This is a genomic window from Sporolactobacillus shoreae, assembly GCF_004684935.1.
Lineage (GTDB): Bacteria > Bacillota > Bacilli > Bacillales > Sporolactobacillaceae > Sporolactobacillus > Sporolactobacillus shoreae.
On sequence record NZ_SRJD01000003.1, the window covers coordinates 20,939 to 36,913 of the forward strand.

A 15,975-nucleotide genomic window follows, 5' to 3' on the forward strand; every position below is an offset into this window, starting at 1 on the left:
TCAACAAGGGGATGCAACCTTTGAATAAGCATGCTTTGAAAGCATTGGAATATAAAAAAATAAAACTGCAGCTGATAAATTATACCGCCTCTTCACTCGGCAAAAGCTGGATTGAAGAGCTGCAGCCTTCAGGAGATCTAGCGGAAGTTAAAAAGCTGCAGGAAGAAACCGATGAAGGGGCGACGGTACTCCGATTGAAGGGCTCTGTGCCCTTTGGAGGAATCACGGATGTCAGGCCCGGCCTGAAACGATCAAAAATAGGAAGCATTCTCCAGGCTAAGGAACTGATTGATATTGCCGATACGATACGCGGCATACGTCTGATGAAATCATTCATTCTGGATCTTGTGGAGAGCGAAGAAATTGAGCTGCCGATCCTGACAGGATTGGTGGGAGAAATGGAAGTGCCCGGTGGCCTGGAGCGGAAAATTCGCAGCGCAATTGACGATCAGGGCGGTGTGATGGATTCGGCGAGTACGGCATTGCGGCATATCCGGGGGCAGATCCGCACGTTTGACAGCCGCGTGAAACAGAAACTGGATAATATTGTCCATTCTAACGGTAAGATGCTGTCCGAAGCGATTATCACGATTCGCAATGACAGACAGGTTATTCCGGTGAAACAGGAATACCGTGCGTCGTTCGGTGGCATCGTGCATGACCAGTCGGCATCCGGTGCAACTCTATTCATTGAACCGCAGGCGATTGTCGATCTGAACAACCAGCTGAGTGAAGCGCGGGCGAAAGAGCGTCATGAGATTGAGCGGATCCTTCGCGTTTTGTCAGAAGGGACAGCTGAGTATGCTGATAGCCTTCTTGAATCTGTCGAAAATCTGGCGCATCTGGATTTTATTTTTTCCAAAGCTTCTTATGCCCATCAGATGAAGGCCACCCGGCCGAAGCTGAACGATCAGGGAATCATTCAACTCAAGAAGGCGCGCCACCCGCTGATCAGCCCTGAGAAAGTTGTGCCGATTGATGTGGTTTTTGATGAGCAGATACATGCGCTGATCATTACCGGACCGAATACCGGCGGCAAAACCGTTTCACTGAAAACAACCGGTCTGATTACTTTAATGGCGCAGTCCGGTCTACAGATCCCTGCCGAAGAGGGATCAGAAATCAGTGTTTTCAAGAAAATTTTTGCCGACATCGGTGATGAGCAGTCCATCGAACAAAGCCTTAGCACCTTCTCATCGCACATGACTAACATCGTCGGCATCCTGAAAGAGGTTGATTTTCAGAGCCTAGTCCTATTTGATGAACTCGGGGCAGGGACTGATCCCCAGGAAGGCGCGGCATTGTCGATTGCCATACTGGACGCGGTATACGGCCGAGGGGCGACGATCATCTGTACCACGCATTACAGTGAACTGAAGGCTTATGCCTATGAACGGACAGGCGTCATGAATGCAAGTGTCGAGTTCGATGTTGAAACGCTCAGTCCGACATACCGGCTGCTTCTTGGCGTACCGGGGCGGAGTAACGCGTTTGAAATTTCGAAAAAGCTGGGTCTTCCCGCAGATATCATTGAGGACGCGAGACTTCAGATCAGCCAGGAAACGAATCAGATCGACAAAATGATCGCGTCACTTGAAAAAAACCGCAAAGCGGCGGAGATTGAAGAAGAGAACGCGCGCAGGCTGAAGCTTGACGCTGAAGAAAAAGAAACGGCACTGACCAAAAAACTGAATGATCTGGAACGCAATAAAGAACAGATCCTTAAGCAGGCTAGAGAAAAGGCAGAACGTGCAGTTAAAGAGGCAAGGCAGGAAGCGGAAGAGATTATCGAAGAACTGCGCAACTTTAAAAACCGGGGACAGGTTAAAGAGCATCAGTTAATCGACGCAAAAACCAGGCTTTCCCACGCACTGGATTCACTGGGCCAACAGGACAGACAGGTTTCAGCGGCTCCGGTTGCGCATCAGGTGACTGGATTCACTCAGGGCGACCATGTAAAGATTCTCAGCTTTGGGCAGGAGGGCTATATCGTTGAAAAAATTAATGATCACGAATATCTTGTCCAGGCAGGGATCCTGAAAATGAATGTTGCGGAAGGCGACCTGAAGAGAGTTAAAGAAGAGAAAAAAGTCCGCCCGGTTGTCAATGTCCGGACTTCCGGTACGACGGTGAAGCCGGAACTTGATCTGCGCGGTGAACGTTATGAGGACGCCATGCTTAAAGTTGAAAAATACCTTGATGAAGCATTACTCGCAGGTTTTCCGCGTGTGTCCATCATCCATGGAAAGGGAACCGGTGCACTTCGGAAAGGTGTTTCCCAATTGATTGAACGTCATCCGCGTGTGAAAAGTTCGCGGCTCGGAAGCCAGGGCGAAGGTGGAAGCGGCGTCACGGTCGTTGATTTTAAATAAGGGCTTTGTCTGTAAGCAGGTTAATGGATTCTCCGAACGGGAGATGCTATACTTTGTGACATAAAGCATATTGAATCAATTGAGGAGGTTTTTACGCAATGGCAATCAGTCAGGTAAACGACGCAAATTTTGCGGATGAAACATCGAAGGGACTCGTGCTCACTGATTTTTGGGCAACATGGTGCGGGCCATGCAAAATGATGGCTCCGGTTCTCGAAGAAGTGGACTCCGAATTAGCAGATAATCTTAAAATTGTTAAGCTGGACGTTGATGAAAATCAGGCGACTGCCAGCAAATATGGTGTCATGAGCATCCCGACAATGTTCCTGTTCAAGGACGGCGAAATCGTCGATAAGATTGTCGGCTTCACACCAAAGGAAGCACTGGTAGACCGAATTAAAGAGCACGTCGGCTGATTCGCTGATTATCAGCTTTAAATCAGTACTCAAGGAGGTTGCCGTTTTGGCTGCCTCCTTTTATTTTTCAGCATTAGCAGTTGAATGTTTCTGAAATCTCGATAATAATAAAAGGAGACAGTTTGTTCGCAGAAGGCGAACCGTGTCTGATTGACTGTAAAAAGGATGAATCGAACCATGGTAAGCCAGAAGATTAAAGAAAAACTCAGCCTGCTCCCGAAACAGCCGGGTTGCTATCAGATGAAGAACAGCCAGGGGCAGATCATTTATGTCGGTAAAGCAAAAAATCTGTTTAACCGCGTTCATTCATATTTCAGTGGATCCCACGATGCGAAGACGCAGCGCCTTGTAGCGGATATTGCTGATTTCGAATATATCGTTGTTTCTTCAGAAATAGAATCGCTGTTGCTTGAAATCAATCTGATTAAGAAATATGAACCAAGATATAACATCATGCTTAAGGATGACAAAAGTTATCCTTATATCAAACTGACTTCGGAAAAATATCCGCGTCTGATTATCACACGGAAAGTGAATCGGAGGAGCGGTAAATATTTCGGACCGTATCCGAACGTGACGGCGGCGAATGAAACCAAACGGCTGCTTGACCGGCTTTATCCGCTGCGAAAATGCCACACGCTACCTAATCGTGTCTGCCTTTATTATCATATTGGCCAGTGCCTTGCGCCTTGTGTCAACGACATTCCGGTGGCAACCTATCAAAACATGGCGGAGGATATCACCCGTTTTTTGAATGGGGGGTATCAGGATGTGAAAAAGGTTCTTAAGGAAAAAATGCTGAATGAAGCGGAACAACTTCATTTCGAAAAGGCAAAGGAGTTCCGCGATCAGATCCGGCACATTGAAACGGTTATGGAGAAGCAGAAAATCATTTTCAATGATTTGGACGATCGCGATGTGTTCGGCTACGCCATTGACAAGGGGTGGATGTGTGTCCAGGTCTTCTTCATGCGCCAGGGAAAATTAATTGAGCGGGCGGCTTCAATGTTCCCGTTTTATCAGGAACCAGAAGAAGATTTCCTGACATTTATCGGGCAGTTCTATTCGCATCAGAATCATATCAAGCCAAAAGAGGTTCTGATTCCCGATCATGTCGATCAGGAGCTTGTTGAGCAGATGCTTGGCATCACAGTCATCCAGCCGCAGCGTGGCCGGAAAAAAGATCTGGTCAATATGGCGATCAAAAATGGGCAGATCGCACTCAAGGAAAAGTTCGCGCTGATTGAGCGGGATGAGAAACGTACGGTCGGTGCCGTGGAACAGCTTGGTGAGGCTCTGGATATGCCTGCGCCGCGCCGGATCGAAACTTTTGATAACTCGAATATTCAAGGCGCGGACCCCGTATCCGCGATGGTCGTCTTTGAAGACGGCCGCCCCAAGAAGAGCGATTACCGTAAATATCGTGTAAAAACGGTCAACGGACCGGATGATTATGCCACAATGAAAGAGGTGGTCCGCAGACGTTATTCCAGATTGCTTAAAGAAGGTGCCGTTCTTCCGGATCTGATCCTGATCGACGGTGGCAAAGGCCAACTGTCGGCTGCCATCGATGTTCTGGAAAATGAATTCGGCCTTTATATTCCGGTCTGCGGTCTTGCGAAGGACGATAAGCACCGGACAGCTCAACTGGTGGCTGGGGATCCTCCGGTTTTTGTTTCGCTCGCACGAAACAGCCAGGCCTTTTATCTTTTGCAGCGGATACAGGATGAGGTGCACCGCTTCGCCATCACGTTCCATAGGCAGGTGCACCAGAAAGAAATGCTTCACTCAGTGCTTGACGATATTCCTGGAATCGGGAAGCAGAGGAAACAGGCTCTGCTCCGGACGTTCGGTTCGATCAAAAAAATACGCGAGGCCAGTAGCGAGACGCTGCAAAACGCCGGACTTCCCCAGAAAATTGCGGAAACCGTTAGAAAATATTTGGACAGTTCGACCTGAAAAACATTGTCTCTGGGTCATAGTTCTGCTATAATTCACATAACTTAATTTTTTCAAATATCTGAAGTGATAGAGGAGCAGTCTTCATGAGTAGACCGCGCGAGAAGGATGAGATTCACTGACCGCGGCCGAAGGGGTAGTCTGCCGAAGCAGGGGGCGTTTCATCACGTTTCCTGGCTGGATCTGCATTGAATAGGTGCAGGGCTGTCACACGAAAGTGTGGAGAACTATCCCAGCACGTTGAAAAAGATTGTCAGTTCAACAGCGGGGAAGCTCGCTGTTCTTTTTGTCACTGAAGGTAAAAAAACAAAAGGTGTAGCTCTTTCAAAGATCGTCCCGCAGATGGATAGAGAGGACGCGGAAGAGCGGCGGCACGGGTACTGCCGTTGATAATCTAAAGGAGCGAGTGAAGCGTGGCTTTAACAGTGATGAAGTTTGGTGGTACATCGGTGGGAACGGTTGAACGGCTACAGAGGGTTGCGGACAGAATTATTAAGAAGAAAGAAGCCGGCGATCAGATTATTGTCGTTGTATCGGCAATGGGAAAAACGACGGATTCTCTGGTAAGCATGGCGGGAGAAATCTCCGACAGGCCTTCCAAGCGCGAGATGGATGTGCTGCTGTCGACCGGTGAACAGGTGACCATTGCCCTCTTGTCGATGGTGCTCATCGAACGGGGCTATGACGCCATCTCTTTCACGGGATGGCAGGCGGGCATCAAGACGGAGGATGTTCACGAAAGCGCCAGAATCGGTTCTATTGACACATCATTGATCCGTCCGCATCTGAAAAAAGGAACCATTGTTATTGTCGCAGGATTCCAGGGCGTAACTGAAACCGGTGAAATCACGACGCTCGGACGCGGTGGATCAGATACGTCGGCTGTAGCGCTTGCCGCAGCTTTTGGCGCCGCAAGATGTGAAATCTACACAGATGTGACCGGTGTCTTTACGACCGATCCGCGCTATGTGAACAAAGCGAGAAAGCTTAAAGAGATCAGCTACGACGAGATGCTTGAAATGGCTTATCTCGGCGCGGGCGTGCTTCATCCGCGTGCCGTTGAATATGCGAAAAACAGCCATATCGAGCTGGTTGTCTGCTCCTCATTCTCTGAAGAAGAGGGAACGGTGATTAAGGAGGAAGTATCAATGGAGAAGACGAAAACGGTCAGAGGACTTGCCTTTGAAAAAAATGTAACCAAGGTCACATTGCTTGGCCTTCCGAATAATGTCACTGTGGTATCGCGTGTTTTTGACGCGATTGCCGCCAAACACATCAATATCGATGTCATCGTCCAGAATGTGCTGGATGAAGCAAAAACAAGTCTGTCCTTCACGGTCGATCGTGATCTTCTGAACGAGACACTGGATGTCCTTCACACGCAGGAAAAGGATCTGGAATTTGGCGAACTGATTTTTGAATCCGAATTGGCCAAAGTTTCAATCGTCGGTTCCGGCATGGCTTCGAATCCGGGAGTGGCGGCACAGATGTTCCATGCGCTGGCTGAAAAGGATATTAAGGTCAAAATGATCAGCACATCTGAAATAAAAGTTTCGACGATTATCGATGAAGAAAAATTGCTCGAAGCACTGGATGTGTTGCACGCAACATTTCATCTCGCTGAAGAAGAATCAATCAGCCTGTAAGATTTTATTAAAACGTGTGCTCGTTAGACAGATGCCCCGGGGATGTTCATTCCCTGGGGCATCTGTCTGTTTACGAATGAATATTTTGTTTTATTGATACTCGTCTCATTTTTATTGATACAAAACTTGTTATCATCGATAGATGAAGGATTTTTATTGATAGCACATGCTTTTTTATTGATTATGATTTCAAGTTTGTTGATATCGGTTTATTAATGGACGAGATCATAGTCTCAACCGATCCGTCCTCTTGATTAACACTGTCTCTGACCTCTAAAGAAGTACTGATCGTATTTTATTTTGCCGCCTATTGACCAAATCGGTTTATGACATTATACTTATCTTGTAAACCGATTCGGTCAATGAAAGCTGTGAGGTGGTTTTATTGGATAAATTTTTGAGCTTGCCCTTAGAGAAACAAAATACCATTGTCGATGGTGCTCTGACTGCTTTTGGCACCAACGGTTATAAAAAAGCGTCAGTGAGTGATATTGCTGCTGCAGCAGGAATTTCAAAAGCAATGGTTTTTCACTACTTTGGCACGAAAAAGGCGCTGTATCTCTATTTGATCAAGTTATGCGGAACCACAATGATGGATGAAATCAATGAAAAATTTGATCGTGCTGTCACTGATTTTTTTGACCGAATCAGGCTCGCTGGTGACATTAAGCTCGCAGTGATTCAAAAACATCCGGCGATACTCTTATTTCTGAGCAGTGTACTTCACGAGAACGATGATGAAGTGAAGCAGGATATTCGAATGCTTCTTGCTGATCAAAACGTGACAAGTTTCAGGGAAAAAATTGCTTTTGAAGGGGTGAACACCTCAAAGTTCAAAGAAGGTGTTGATCCGAAGCTGATCGTCAAAATGCTGACATGGATGTCCGAAGGGTATTTCAATGATATAACGGGATATGGTGATACGGATTTAGAGATTTTTTATAAAGAATTCCTTGATTGCCTGGTACTGCTGAAAAAGGTTTGTTATAAATAATCATTCAGGAGGGGATCACTCATGAGCGTCATTGAAATTAAAAATCTTACAAAACAGTTTGGCAAGGCGAGAGGGATTATTGACGTGAATTTAAATGTCGAGCAGGGTGAAATATTTGGCTTTATCGGGCCGAACGGAGCCGGGAAATCGACAACGATCCGGACGCTGCTGGGCCTGATTCATCCGACGAGCGGAAGTGCCACTATTTTTGGAAAAAGCTGTTTCGATCATCCTGAAGTAAGAAAGGAATTAGGCTATCTGCCTTCAGAAGTTTTCTACTATGACAACATGAGAGTGATTGATCTCCTCAAATATTCGGCCAGCTTTTACAAAAAAGATTGCACGAAGCGTATCAATGAGCTGGCAGAAGCAATGAACCTTGACCTGAAAAAGAAGATCAACGACCTTTCGTTCGGCAATAAGAAGAAGGTCGGTATTGTGCAGGGACTGCTTCACGAACCCAAACTGATCATTCTTGATGAGCCGACGGGCGGCCTCGATCCGTTGATGCAGCAGAAATTTTTTGAACTCATCAGAGAAGAGAATCAGAAGGGGGCAACTGTGTTCTTTTCATCGCATATTCTCACTGAAGTTCAGAAGATGTGCGACCGTGTCGCATTCATCAAGGAAGGTAAAATAATCAAGCTTGAAAGAATAAGCACATTGCAGGAGAACAATTACAAGAGGATCAGTCTTGAGGCTAAATCCGGAATCAGCCGGGACGCTTTTAATCTTGACGGTGTGAGTAACTTCAAAGTCAAAGAAAATACTGCGAAGTTCATCTACAAAGGGAATGTCAATACGATTATTCAAAAAATCGCCCAATTGGATCTTCTGAACCTATCCATTGAAGAGCCTGACCTTGAGGAAATTTTCATGCATTATTACGAAAAGGAGGGCTGATCGACATGAATATGTACCTTCACGAATTGAAATCACTGAGAAAATCAACCATCATATGGACAATCGTCATCATTGCGCTGGCAGCCCTTTACCTATCTGTTTATCCAGGCATGGTAAAAGATGCGGATGGCTTTAAAAAATTGCTCGGCAACTATCCGGCACCTGTGAGAGCGATGCTTGGCATCAACCTGAGCTACATTACATCAATTGTCGGATTCTATTCAATGATTTTTTCTTTCATCTCTTTGTGCGGGGCCATTCAGTCTATGAATCTCGGTGTTTCCATTCTCTCGAAAGAATCGAGGGAACGGACGGCGGATTTTCTTCTGGTTAAGCCGGTGTCGCGTCCGGCGATCGTTACAGCAAAGATTTTGGCCTCGCTCACGACGATCTTCGCACTGGACATTGTCTTTTACGCCGTGTTGTCCATTATGGTAAATATCGTGAATACAGGGAGTTTTGATGAGAAGACTTTCTTCCTGATCAATTTAACGCTGCTCTTTCTCCAATTAATGTTCTTTGCGATTGGTCTGATTATTTCAGTGTTTTTCAGTAAGCTCAAATCTGTGCTGCCGATCTCGCTTGGTGTCGTTCTTGGTTTTTACATGATCGGCGCACTGATTTCCACCGGCAATAACGACGATTGGGCCAGGTATTTCTCTCCTTTCAATTACTTTAGCACGGCCAATATCATTAAAAATGCAAATTATGAAGCTTCATATCTGATTACAGGAGCAATCATTGTCATCGTAGCAATCGCAGCAAGCTGCATGATTTATACCCGAAAGGATATCCATGCCGTGAGCTGAAAGGCCCGGAAATTGACTTAACGAGGAGGCATGATGATGAATATATTTTTGAGAGAACTGAAGTCTAACCGGAAAGCTTTGATCATCTGGAGCGTTTGCATGTTCCTTGGCGTTTTGAGCGGCATGAGCAAGTATACGACTTATTCCTCCGGCGGCGCGGCAAGTCAGGCATTGACCCAATTGCCGCATTCGATGAGAGCGCTGTTCGGCATGGGATCGTTTAATGTTTCAACCATGAGCGGCTTTTTCGCCTTCCTGTTTTCTTATATTGTGCTTGCGGCCGCTATTCACGCCGCATTGCTTGGAAGCGGGATTATTGCAAAGGAAGAGCGTGATAAAACTACGGAGTTCCTGATTGTGAAACCTATTTCGAGGACTACCGTGATCACCTCAAAATTCATAGCTGCACTCGTGAATATAGTTGTTGTAAATATCGTGACGCTGTTGTCCTCATTCTTTTTGGTTGCCGCGTACAACAAAGGAAAAGATATTTCGGGTGAAATTGCTGTGTTTTTTCTGACGATGTTCATCGTTCAGCTCATTTTTCTGTCACTTGGCGCATTTCTTTCAGCTTTCATGAAAAATCCGAAGGCTTCGGGCTCAATTGCAACTTCTATACTGCTTGGCTCGTATGTGATCGCCAAAATCACGGATCTGGCGGATCATCTCAATGTCCTGAATATACTTTCGCCCTTCAAATACTTCAGTTACACAGATATTGTGAACGGAGACGGGCTGAATACAGTCATTGTGATTCTTGCACTGTTGCTTGTTGCTGTTTTTTCAGCGTCCACGTATTTCTTTTATCAGAAAAGGGATCTGAACGTATGACAGAAAATCTGCTGTAACAGTCCTTATAGTTAATGGCCCAAAAGGCACCCGGTCGGGTGCCTTTTGGGTTTCAGAGGTATAAGATTTAACGGCTTTCCAAGTTCACAATTCTGGAATAGGACTGAACAGTAAAAAAGTAATAGCCGACATAAATCAATGTGTAGACGAGCATACAAACAGCAACCGGTATCAGGATACTCTGATTCAGCATTCTCGATAATGCAGTAAGTGCTACGGCACTGTGGGCGATGCCGAGAATGAGCGGCAGGGCGAAGACAAAACCGACCTGTTTGGCAATTGCACCTTTGATTTCTTTCCTTGTCACGCCGATCTTTCGGAGTATACCATATTGCATTTTTTCCTGTTCTGCTTCTGTCAGCTGTTTAAAGTAGATAATACTTCCAGTGGCAAGCAGGAACACAAGGGCGAGGAAGGCACCCAGAAACATGACCAATCCGTAAGCAGACATCATTCCGTGATACGTATTATAATAGCTTCCCATCGAAAAAGGGGTGAAAGTGATCAAAGGGTTTAACTTTTCCGTCAGCTGCGCGGTCAGCCGACCGGAATGACTGGGATCCGTTACATTGATCTGAGTTATAGTGAGCGGATCATTTTGCCGTTCCAGTTGGTGAAACTGATCATCGGAAACAACGATGGAAAAATTAGCAAACGGATCATTCAGAACACTGTAGGGTCTGTACCCGATAAAATGAAGCGTTGTATTTTTTCCTGTTTTGGATTGAATAGTGCCCTCCTTTCCTTGAAAATTTGGTGAAAATTGATTGCTGTAGTACCTGTCCAGTATCAGCCCCTCCCCGGGATTGAGCCTGACGGGATCGTTTAATCCAATAATTTTACCAAGCCCATTGAATGAAGACTCGGAAATAAGTGTCAGGAACGGGGGAGAGATTACCGATTTGAATCCGTTCAGTTTGCCCTTGACCTGGATCACCGATACTGCTGTTTTATTCAAAGTCCGATGGTGTCCTTCTGCCTTAATCACTTGTTCAAGCGTGTTATCCGCTTTGATCTGATTCCCTTTTTTCGCAATGTAGGCGTAGCTGAACGGCATGGATTCTTTTGCATATTTCCCGGCTTCATAATAGATGCTGAAGCTTGTTCCGACAGCGCAAAGCGTGATAGCACTCAGCGTTGCGATCACCGTCAGTACTCTGGCATTTCCCTTGATGCGATAGAAAAGCTGCCCGGTGCTGATCATGTTCGTTCCCCGGTAATAGTGCGTTTTATGCCTTTTAGACCTCTTTAAGAAATAGACGGTCAATGAGCGGAACAGCAAAAAGGTACCAGTAATCACGCAGAATAAAATCATCAGAGCGACAGGAAGGAGGCCGAGATGCCAGAGCTTTGAATTCAAACTCTGCAACGCCATCCAATAACCGCCCGAAATCAGTACTACAGCCAATAGCGATTGAAGGGCAGAAACTCTTGGTGCTTTATCTCCTACTCTTTCCGCCCGAAACAGATCGATCAGCTGAAACCGGTAGATCAGCCGGTAACCATCCAGAGAAGCCAGGAAAATAATTAGAAGGAACACGATAGTCGTTTCTAGGATTGCCTGGGAAGAAATCGAAAAGCTGACGTTGACCGCTGTGTCCATGAGCTTCACCAGGATCATGACAAAAAATTTGGACAGCAGCATACCGATCAGCATTCCGATAATAAGCGACAGCAGACCAAGAATCAGATTTTCATAAAAAAGCATCCGGCCGATCTGTTTCTTTCGCAGGCCGAGCAGAGCGTAGAGCCCGACTTCCTTTTTGCGTTGTTTGGTAAAGAAACTGTTTGAATACCAGATGAAAATAGCGACGAAGATAATCAGTACGATCGAAGCACCCTTAAATGACGTATCTATTTTTACGGATGCAGCCTGTGCCACTTGATGATTAAACTGGATGGAAACGAAGGTGAAGAAAATCATCACACTGAAAATCATCGAAGCGAAATAAAGAAAATAGCGGTAAAAATTGCGTGACATGTTGCGGCGGGCCAGATTAAATAATGTCACTCTGCCCACCTCCCAGTGCGGAAAGAACATCTAGGATTTTCTGAAAATAAACCTTGCGTGTCAGATGGCCTCGGTCCAGCTCAGTGAAAATTTCACCATCCTTGATAAATAAAATTCGGTGACAGTAGCTGGCGGAAAAGGCGTCATGCGTGACCATCAGAATCGTCGCGGTTTCTTCGTCATTTATTTGCGTCATCATCTGCAGAAGGGCGGTTGCCGATTTTGAATCGAGCGCACCTGTCGGTTCATCGGCAAAAATCAGGTCGGGACGGACAACGATTGCTCTCGCCGCGGCGGTTCGCTGCTGCTGTCCTCCGGAAATCTCGTAAGGAAATTTGTTTAAAATCTCTTCCAGGCCAAGCTTTGCCGCAATATGATGCACACGATCATCAATTTCATCCGGATTGACCTTTGCCAATGCCAGCGGAAGCGCGATATTTTCTTCAACAGACAGTGTGTCCAGCAAGTTGTAATCCTGAAAGATGAATCCGAGTCGTTCTCTCCTGAAGGTGGCCAGATCCTGTTCATTCATCTGAACGACATCTGTGCCGTTAATCGTTACACTTCCTGATGTTGGGCGGTCGATCGTGGACAAGGTGTTCAGCAGGGTTGTCTTTCCGGAACCGGATGGTCCCATAATGCCGACAAATTCACCTTTGCCAACCGTCAGGTCAATACTCTGGATCGCTGTATAAGCGTTTCCTTTCCGTCCGTAGACCTTCTGAAGTCCCTTCGCTATTAAAAGCTCACTCATCAATGAAAAACCCCCGTTTCTATTCAATATCTTACAAGATGATTGTAAACTGAAAAACAGGGGTGTTCCCTCGATCTACCTTACAATCAGGTATCGGTGCCTTACATTAATGTCACATTAAATGTTTTTTGCGACTTTTGTGTAATCCGTATTGTTTGGGAAATCCAGTACGACTGTTGTTCCCCGGCCTTCAACCGATGTCAGGGAGATGCTGTGGCCAAGTTTCAATGCGAGGGTCCTTGAAAGATATAATCCGATTCCCGTTGAATGGTGTGTCCTTCTTCCGTTTGTTCCGGTAAATCCTTTTTCAAAAACACGCCGGATATCCTCGGACTTAATGCCACACCCGTTGTCTTCGATGAGCAGCCGGCTTCCGGAACCATATTTTTTTCCTACAATCCTGATTCGGCCATGGGCGTCGGTATATTTTAAGGCGTTGGAAATGAGTTGATCAAGGATAAACTGCAGCCATTTCTTATCGGTCAAAATCTGTATCTCTAAATCTGAGATTTCTACACTGATCTTTTTCGTGATGAATGATTTGGCGTATTTTTTAAGCACGGCATTCACGATGTCGCGAAATGAGTACTCACTGATAAAATAATCGTTTGAAAAATGATCCGCACGTGAATAATAAAGTGCCTGTTCGACGAAGCGGTCAATCTGTGAAAATTCATCTTCCAGTCGGTCGAGAATTTCTTCCCGGGACTGACCTTCACTATTTTTGATGAGCATTTTACCGGCTGCTATGGGCGTTTTCACTTCATGGACCCACGCAATCACAAAATCCTTGTTTTCTTCAATGCTGCGCTGCAGGTCCATAGCCTTTTGCCGGTCATCTCGATCGATCCGATCCAGCAGCCGGTATATTTTTCTTTGTTCCGTCGTGTGGGGGTCGGGTACGGCGCTGATCCGATACCCGGAAGAGGCGTCAGCCGCTTTTTCAAAGCCAGAGAGGAAGTGCGCATGTCTGAGAAAGTCAAAAAACAGGTAACTGAGGAACAGGAAAAAAATGACGGCATGCAGATAGATCAGATTGCCGACGTCCATCCGAGTGATGGGCATAAGATAAAGAAAGGTGGTTAAAAATGTCATGGCGATGACGTAAAAAGCGATGAGCAGCATCTGGTCTTTCAAATATTCTGTCGGTCTCATTCCAGAAAGTACCCCTGTCCCTTTTTCGTTTTGATGCGTGATTCAAGACCTGCTTCGGCAAGCTTTTTTCTGAGACGGACTACGTTGACAGTCAGCGTATTGTCATCAACGAAGCTTTCGTCTTCCCAAAGCGCTCTCATAATCTTGTCCCGTGATAATACCTCTCCGGCATGCGTCATCAGCATGTAGAGAATCCTGAATTCATTCTTTGTCAAATCAATCTGGCAGTCATCATAGATCAGGCGAGAATCTTTCAGATTCAGGACGGCACCCCTGTGTTCTACGACTTGAAGTTCATGATCCAGATAGGAATAAGTGCGTCTCAGCAGCGCATTAATTTTAGCCATCAGGATGTCCATATCAATCGGTTTCTGAATAAAATCATCACCGCCCATGTTCATGGCCATAATCTTGTCCATGCGCGTATCTCTCGAAGAAATAAAAATGATCGGTACTTTGGAGATTTCACGAAGCTTCCGGCACCAGAAATAACCGTCGAATGCAGGAAGATTGATATCGAGAAGGACAAGCTGAGGCTTGCTGTCAATGAATGTCTGAAGGATATGATCGAAATCAATTGCGGCGATTCCCTCAAAATGCCATTTTTCCAATGCCCCGACGATAATCTCTTTCATTGTCGGATCGTCTTCAACAACCAAGATCGTAAACATGGGAAGCCTCCCTTACTTTTTCAATTTAGGAGCATGGGCCCGTTAGTTAAAATGCCGGGCGATAGGCCCGGCATTTGTCATGCTTCTGATTTCTCATCATTTTAACCGGTTGTTCCTGAAAAAGGTCAGTCGCGAGCCGCGTCCTTCGCATCCCATTTGACAATGAAAACGGCCTTTTTGTTGCGGCCCGTCCGGACTTCTGTATAAGCTTCTGCAACAAAGCCATGAATTTTCTGAATCTGTTCAGCAATAAATCCGGCTTCCATCGTGAACTGGACAGACCCCGGGTGGTCTTTGATTCTTGATTCTATGAGAACGGAATGGCATTCGAAAACCATTTGACTTTTCCCTTTTTCTGTTAATTCAAGGCTCCCCCATCCGGCTTGCTCAAAAAAAGCCACGATTTTCTCTTCACTTTCAAGCGGATACTGCCGAGCGAGCTTGCGACCGGCCCAGTACAAAATCGAGGCTGTTTCTTTTCCGAGCAATTCGGGAATCAGTTGATTTCTGAATAATTCATAGCCGAAGGCCGGAACAGTGACGTCCCCGTATTGTTCAGGCTGCGGACAGGTTTCATTTTTTGTCATCTCTATAATCCCTCCACGCACTATTATATCTTTTTTTCCCGGCCTTCACTATGAAAACGTGAGGATAGCGTTTTCAACTCAGAATTGACTGTGAAAAATCCGGGGATTACAATTGATTTATGAATACCGTAGTCATATTTGTTCGAAGCAAATGACTACAATTTATATGTACAACTAAATAAAAGCGCTAACATTTATTTGAAGGAGGAGGAGCAACATGGCTGATCATGATTATGGTGAGCACCGATTGCATTCTCTTTTGGGAGTCATACCGGTCGGTCTCTTTCTCGTTGTTCACCTGACCGTTAATTATCAGGCGACAAAGGGACCCGAGGCTTTCAATCAGGCTGCATCATTTATGGAAAGTTTACCGTATCTGCTTTTTTTGGAAATTGTGATGATTTATCTTCCGATTCTTTTCCACGCGATTTTGGGCGTTTATATTGCTTTTACTGCTAAAAACAATGTCCGAAATTTCGGCTTTTTCAGAAACTGGATGTTTCTGCTTCAAAGGCTGTCGGGACTTTTTCTCGTGATCTTCCTCGCCTGGCATATCTGGGAGACAAGGATCGCCATGGCGCTCGGTACCCCTCTGAATTACGAGTTAATGGCTCATATCCTCAGCAATCCCGGAATAATCATTTTTTATGTTGCCGGCATTCTGTGTGCTGTCTATCATTTTTCAAACGGTCTCTGGTCATTCTGCGTGCACTGGGGAATTCTTGTTTCACCAAAATCTCAGAAAATTGGTTCTTATGTTGCGCTAGCCGTTTTTGTGCTTCTGGCTTACGTGGGAATCCGGGCTTTATTCGCATTTATTTAATCTTAGAGACTATCAATCAATCGAAA

Annotated in this window: 15 protein-coding genes and 1 riboswitch; of the genes, 10 read left to right on the forward strand and 5 right to left on the reverse strand. The window is 45.6% G+C overall.

Annotation, left to right across the window (positions count from 1 at the left end):
• The first annotated feature begins 20 nt into the window (after positions 1-20).
• The 9 genes from E4665_RS03470 to E4665_RS03505 all read left to right on the forward strand — a co-directional run bounded on the left by E4665_RS03470 (position 21) and on the right by E4665_RS03505 (position 9,930).
• Positions 21-2,372, forward strand: coding sequence for an endonuclease MutS2 (locus E4665_RS03470; RefSeq protein ID WP_135347425.1), 2,352 nt, complete (start codon positions 21-23; stop codon positions 2,370-2,372).
• Between the two features lie 98 nt (positions 2,373-2,470).
• Positions 2,471-2,788, forward strand: a complete 318-nt coding sequence (gene trxA, locus E4665_RS03475) for a thioredoxin (protein WP_135347426.1) — start codon at positions 2,471-2,473, stop codon at positions 2,786-2,788.
• A gap of 177 nt (positions 2,789-2,965) precedes the next feature.
• Positions 2,966-4,747, forward strand: coding sequence for an excinuclease ABC subunit UvrC (gene uvrC, locus E4665_RS03480; protein ID WP_135347427.1), 1,782 nt, complete (start codon positions 2,966-2,968; stop codon positions 4,745-4,747).
• 62 nt (positions 4,748-4,809) lie between these two features.
• Positions 4,810-4,985, forward strand: a riboswitch (Lysine riboswitch).
• Positions 4,967-5,137, forward strand: a complete 171-nt coding sequence (locus tag E4665_RS18055; protein ID WP_167815100.1) for a hypothetical protein — start codon at positions 4,967-4,969, stop codon at positions 5,135-5,137. (Overlaps the previous riboswitch by 19 nt.)
• 23 nt (positions 5,138-5,160) lie before the next feature.
• Positions 5,161-6,393: an aspartate kinase gene (locus tag E4665_RS03485; protein ID WP_135347428.1), complete on the forward strand. Its 1,233-nt coding sequence runs from the start codon at positions 5,161-5,163 to the stop codon at positions 6,391-6,393.
• 376 nt (positions 6,394-6,769) lie between these two features.
• Complete coding sequence (locus E4665_RS03490) at positions 6,770-7,387, forward strand: TetR/AcrR family transcriptional regulator (protein ID WP_135347429.1); 618 nt, start codon at positions 6,770-6,772, stop codon at positions 7,385-7,387.
• 21 nt (positions 7,388-7,408) lie between these two features.
• Complete coding sequence (locus tag E4665_RS03495) at positions 7,409-8,290, forward strand: ABC transporter ATP-binding protein (RefSeq protein ID WP_135347430.1); 882 nt, start codon at positions 7,409-7,411, stop codon at positions 8,288-8,290.
• 5 nt (positions 8,291-8,295) lie between these two features.
• Entirely contained in the window at positions 8,296-9,099 is an 804-nt protein-coding gene (locus E4665_RS03500) for an ABC transporter permease subunit (protein WP_135347431.1), read from the forward strand.
• Positions 9,100-9,135: 36 nt separating this feature from the next.
• On the forward strand, positions 9,136-9,930 hold the full coding sequence (locus tag E4665_RS03505; protein ID WP_135347432.1) for an ABC transporter permease subunit: 795 nt from the start codon (positions 9,136-9,138) through the stop codon (positions 9,928-9,930).
• Positions 9,931-10,015: 85 nt separating this feature from the next.
• Here E4665_RS03505 and E4665_RS03510 read toward each other — a convergent pair whose 3' ends face one another.
• From E4665_RS03510 to E4665_RS03530, 5 genes are all read right to left on the reverse strand, one after another.
• Entirely contained in the window at positions 10,016-11,959 is a 1,944-nt protein-coding gene (locus E4665_RS03510; RefSeq protein ID WP_135347433.1) for an FtsX-like permease family protein, read from the reverse strand.
• A complete protein-coding gene (locus tag E4665_RS03515) occupies positions 11,946-12,713 on the reverse strand; it encodes an ABC transporter ATP-binding protein (RefSeq protein WP_135347434.1) in 768 nt (255 codons plus the stop codon). Before E4665_RS03515 ends, E4665_RS03510 begins: the two co-directional genes overlap by 14 nt.
• Positions 12,714-12,830: 117 nt before the next feature.
• The gene (locus E4665_RS03520; protein ID WP_135347435.1) at positions 12,831-13,868 is read right to left on the reverse strand and encodes a sensor histidine kinase; all 1,038 of its coding nucleotides are present in this window, start codon (positions 13,866-13,868) and stop codon (positions 12,831-12,833) included.
• On the reverse strand, positions 13,865-14,539 hold the full coding sequence (locus E4665_RS03525) for a response regulator transcription factor (protein WP_135347436.1): 675 nt from the start codon (positions 14,537-14,539) through the stop codon (positions 13,865-13,867). Before E4665_RS03525 ends, E4665_RS03520 begins: the two co-directional genes overlap by 4 nt.
• 125 nt (positions 14,540-14,664) lie before the next feature.
• A complete protein-coding gene (locus tag E4665_RS03530) occupies positions 14,665-15,126 on the reverse strand; it encodes a YslB family protein (RefSeq protein WP_135347437.1) in 462 nt (153 codons plus the stop codon).
• Positions 15,127-15,343: 217 nt separating this feature from the next.
• On the opposite strand from E4665_RS03530, the gene E4665_RS03535 reads away from it, so the two are divergent.
• Positions 15,344-15,949: a succinate dehydrogenase cytochrome b558 subunit gene (locus E4665_RS03535; protein ID WP_135347438.1), complete on the forward strand. Its 606-nt coding sequence runs from the start codon at positions 15,344-15,346 to the stop codon at positions 15,947-15,949.
• Positions 15,950-15,975 lie beyond the last annotated feature (26 nt).

What these genes read in the sequence shown, in the direction of transcription:
- E4665_RS03515 (WP_135347434.1), bottom strand. Translation starts at nt 12,713, where the DNA reads ATGAGTGAGCTTTTAATAGCGAAGGGACTTCAGAAGGTCTACGGACGG.
- trxA (WP_135347426.1), top strand. Translation starts at nt 2,471, where the DNA reads ATGGCAATCAGTCAGGTAAACGACGCAAATTTTGCGGATGAAACATCG.
- E4665_RS03500 (WP_135347431.1), top strand. Translation starts at nt 8,296, where the DNA reads ATGAATATGTACCTTCACGAATTGAAATCACTGAGAAAATCAACCATC.
- E4665_RS03530 (WP_135347437.1), bottom strand. Translation starts at nt 15,126, where the DNA reads ATGACAAAAAATGAAACCTGTCCGCAGCCTGAACAATACGGGGACGTC.
- E4665_RS03520 (WP_135347435.1), bottom strand. Translation starts at nt 13,868, where the DNA reads ATGAGACCGACAGAATATTTGAAAGACCAGATGCTGCTCATCGCTTTT.
- E4665_RS03535 (WP_135347438.1), top strand. Translation starts at nt 15,344, where the DNA reads ATGGCTGATCATGATTATGGTGAGCACCGATTGCATTCTCTTTTGGGA.
- E4665_RS03495 (WP_135347430.1), top strand. Translation starts at nt 7,409, where the DNA reads ATGAGCGTCATTGAAATTAAAAATCTTACAAAACAGTTTGGCAAGGCG.
- uvrC (WP_135347427.1), top strand. Translation starts at nt 2,966, where the DNA reads ATGGTAAGCCAGAAGATTAAAGAAAAACTCAGCCTGCTCCCGAAACAG.
- E4665_RS03525 (WP_135347436.1), bottom strand. Translation starts at nt 14,539, where the DNA reads ATGTTTACGATCTTGGTTGTTGAAGACGATCCGACAATGAAAGAGATT.
- E4665_RS03505 (WP_135347432.1), top strand. Translation starts at nt 9,136, where the DNA reads ATGAATATATTTTTGAGAGAACTGAAGTCTAACCGGAAAGCTTTGATC.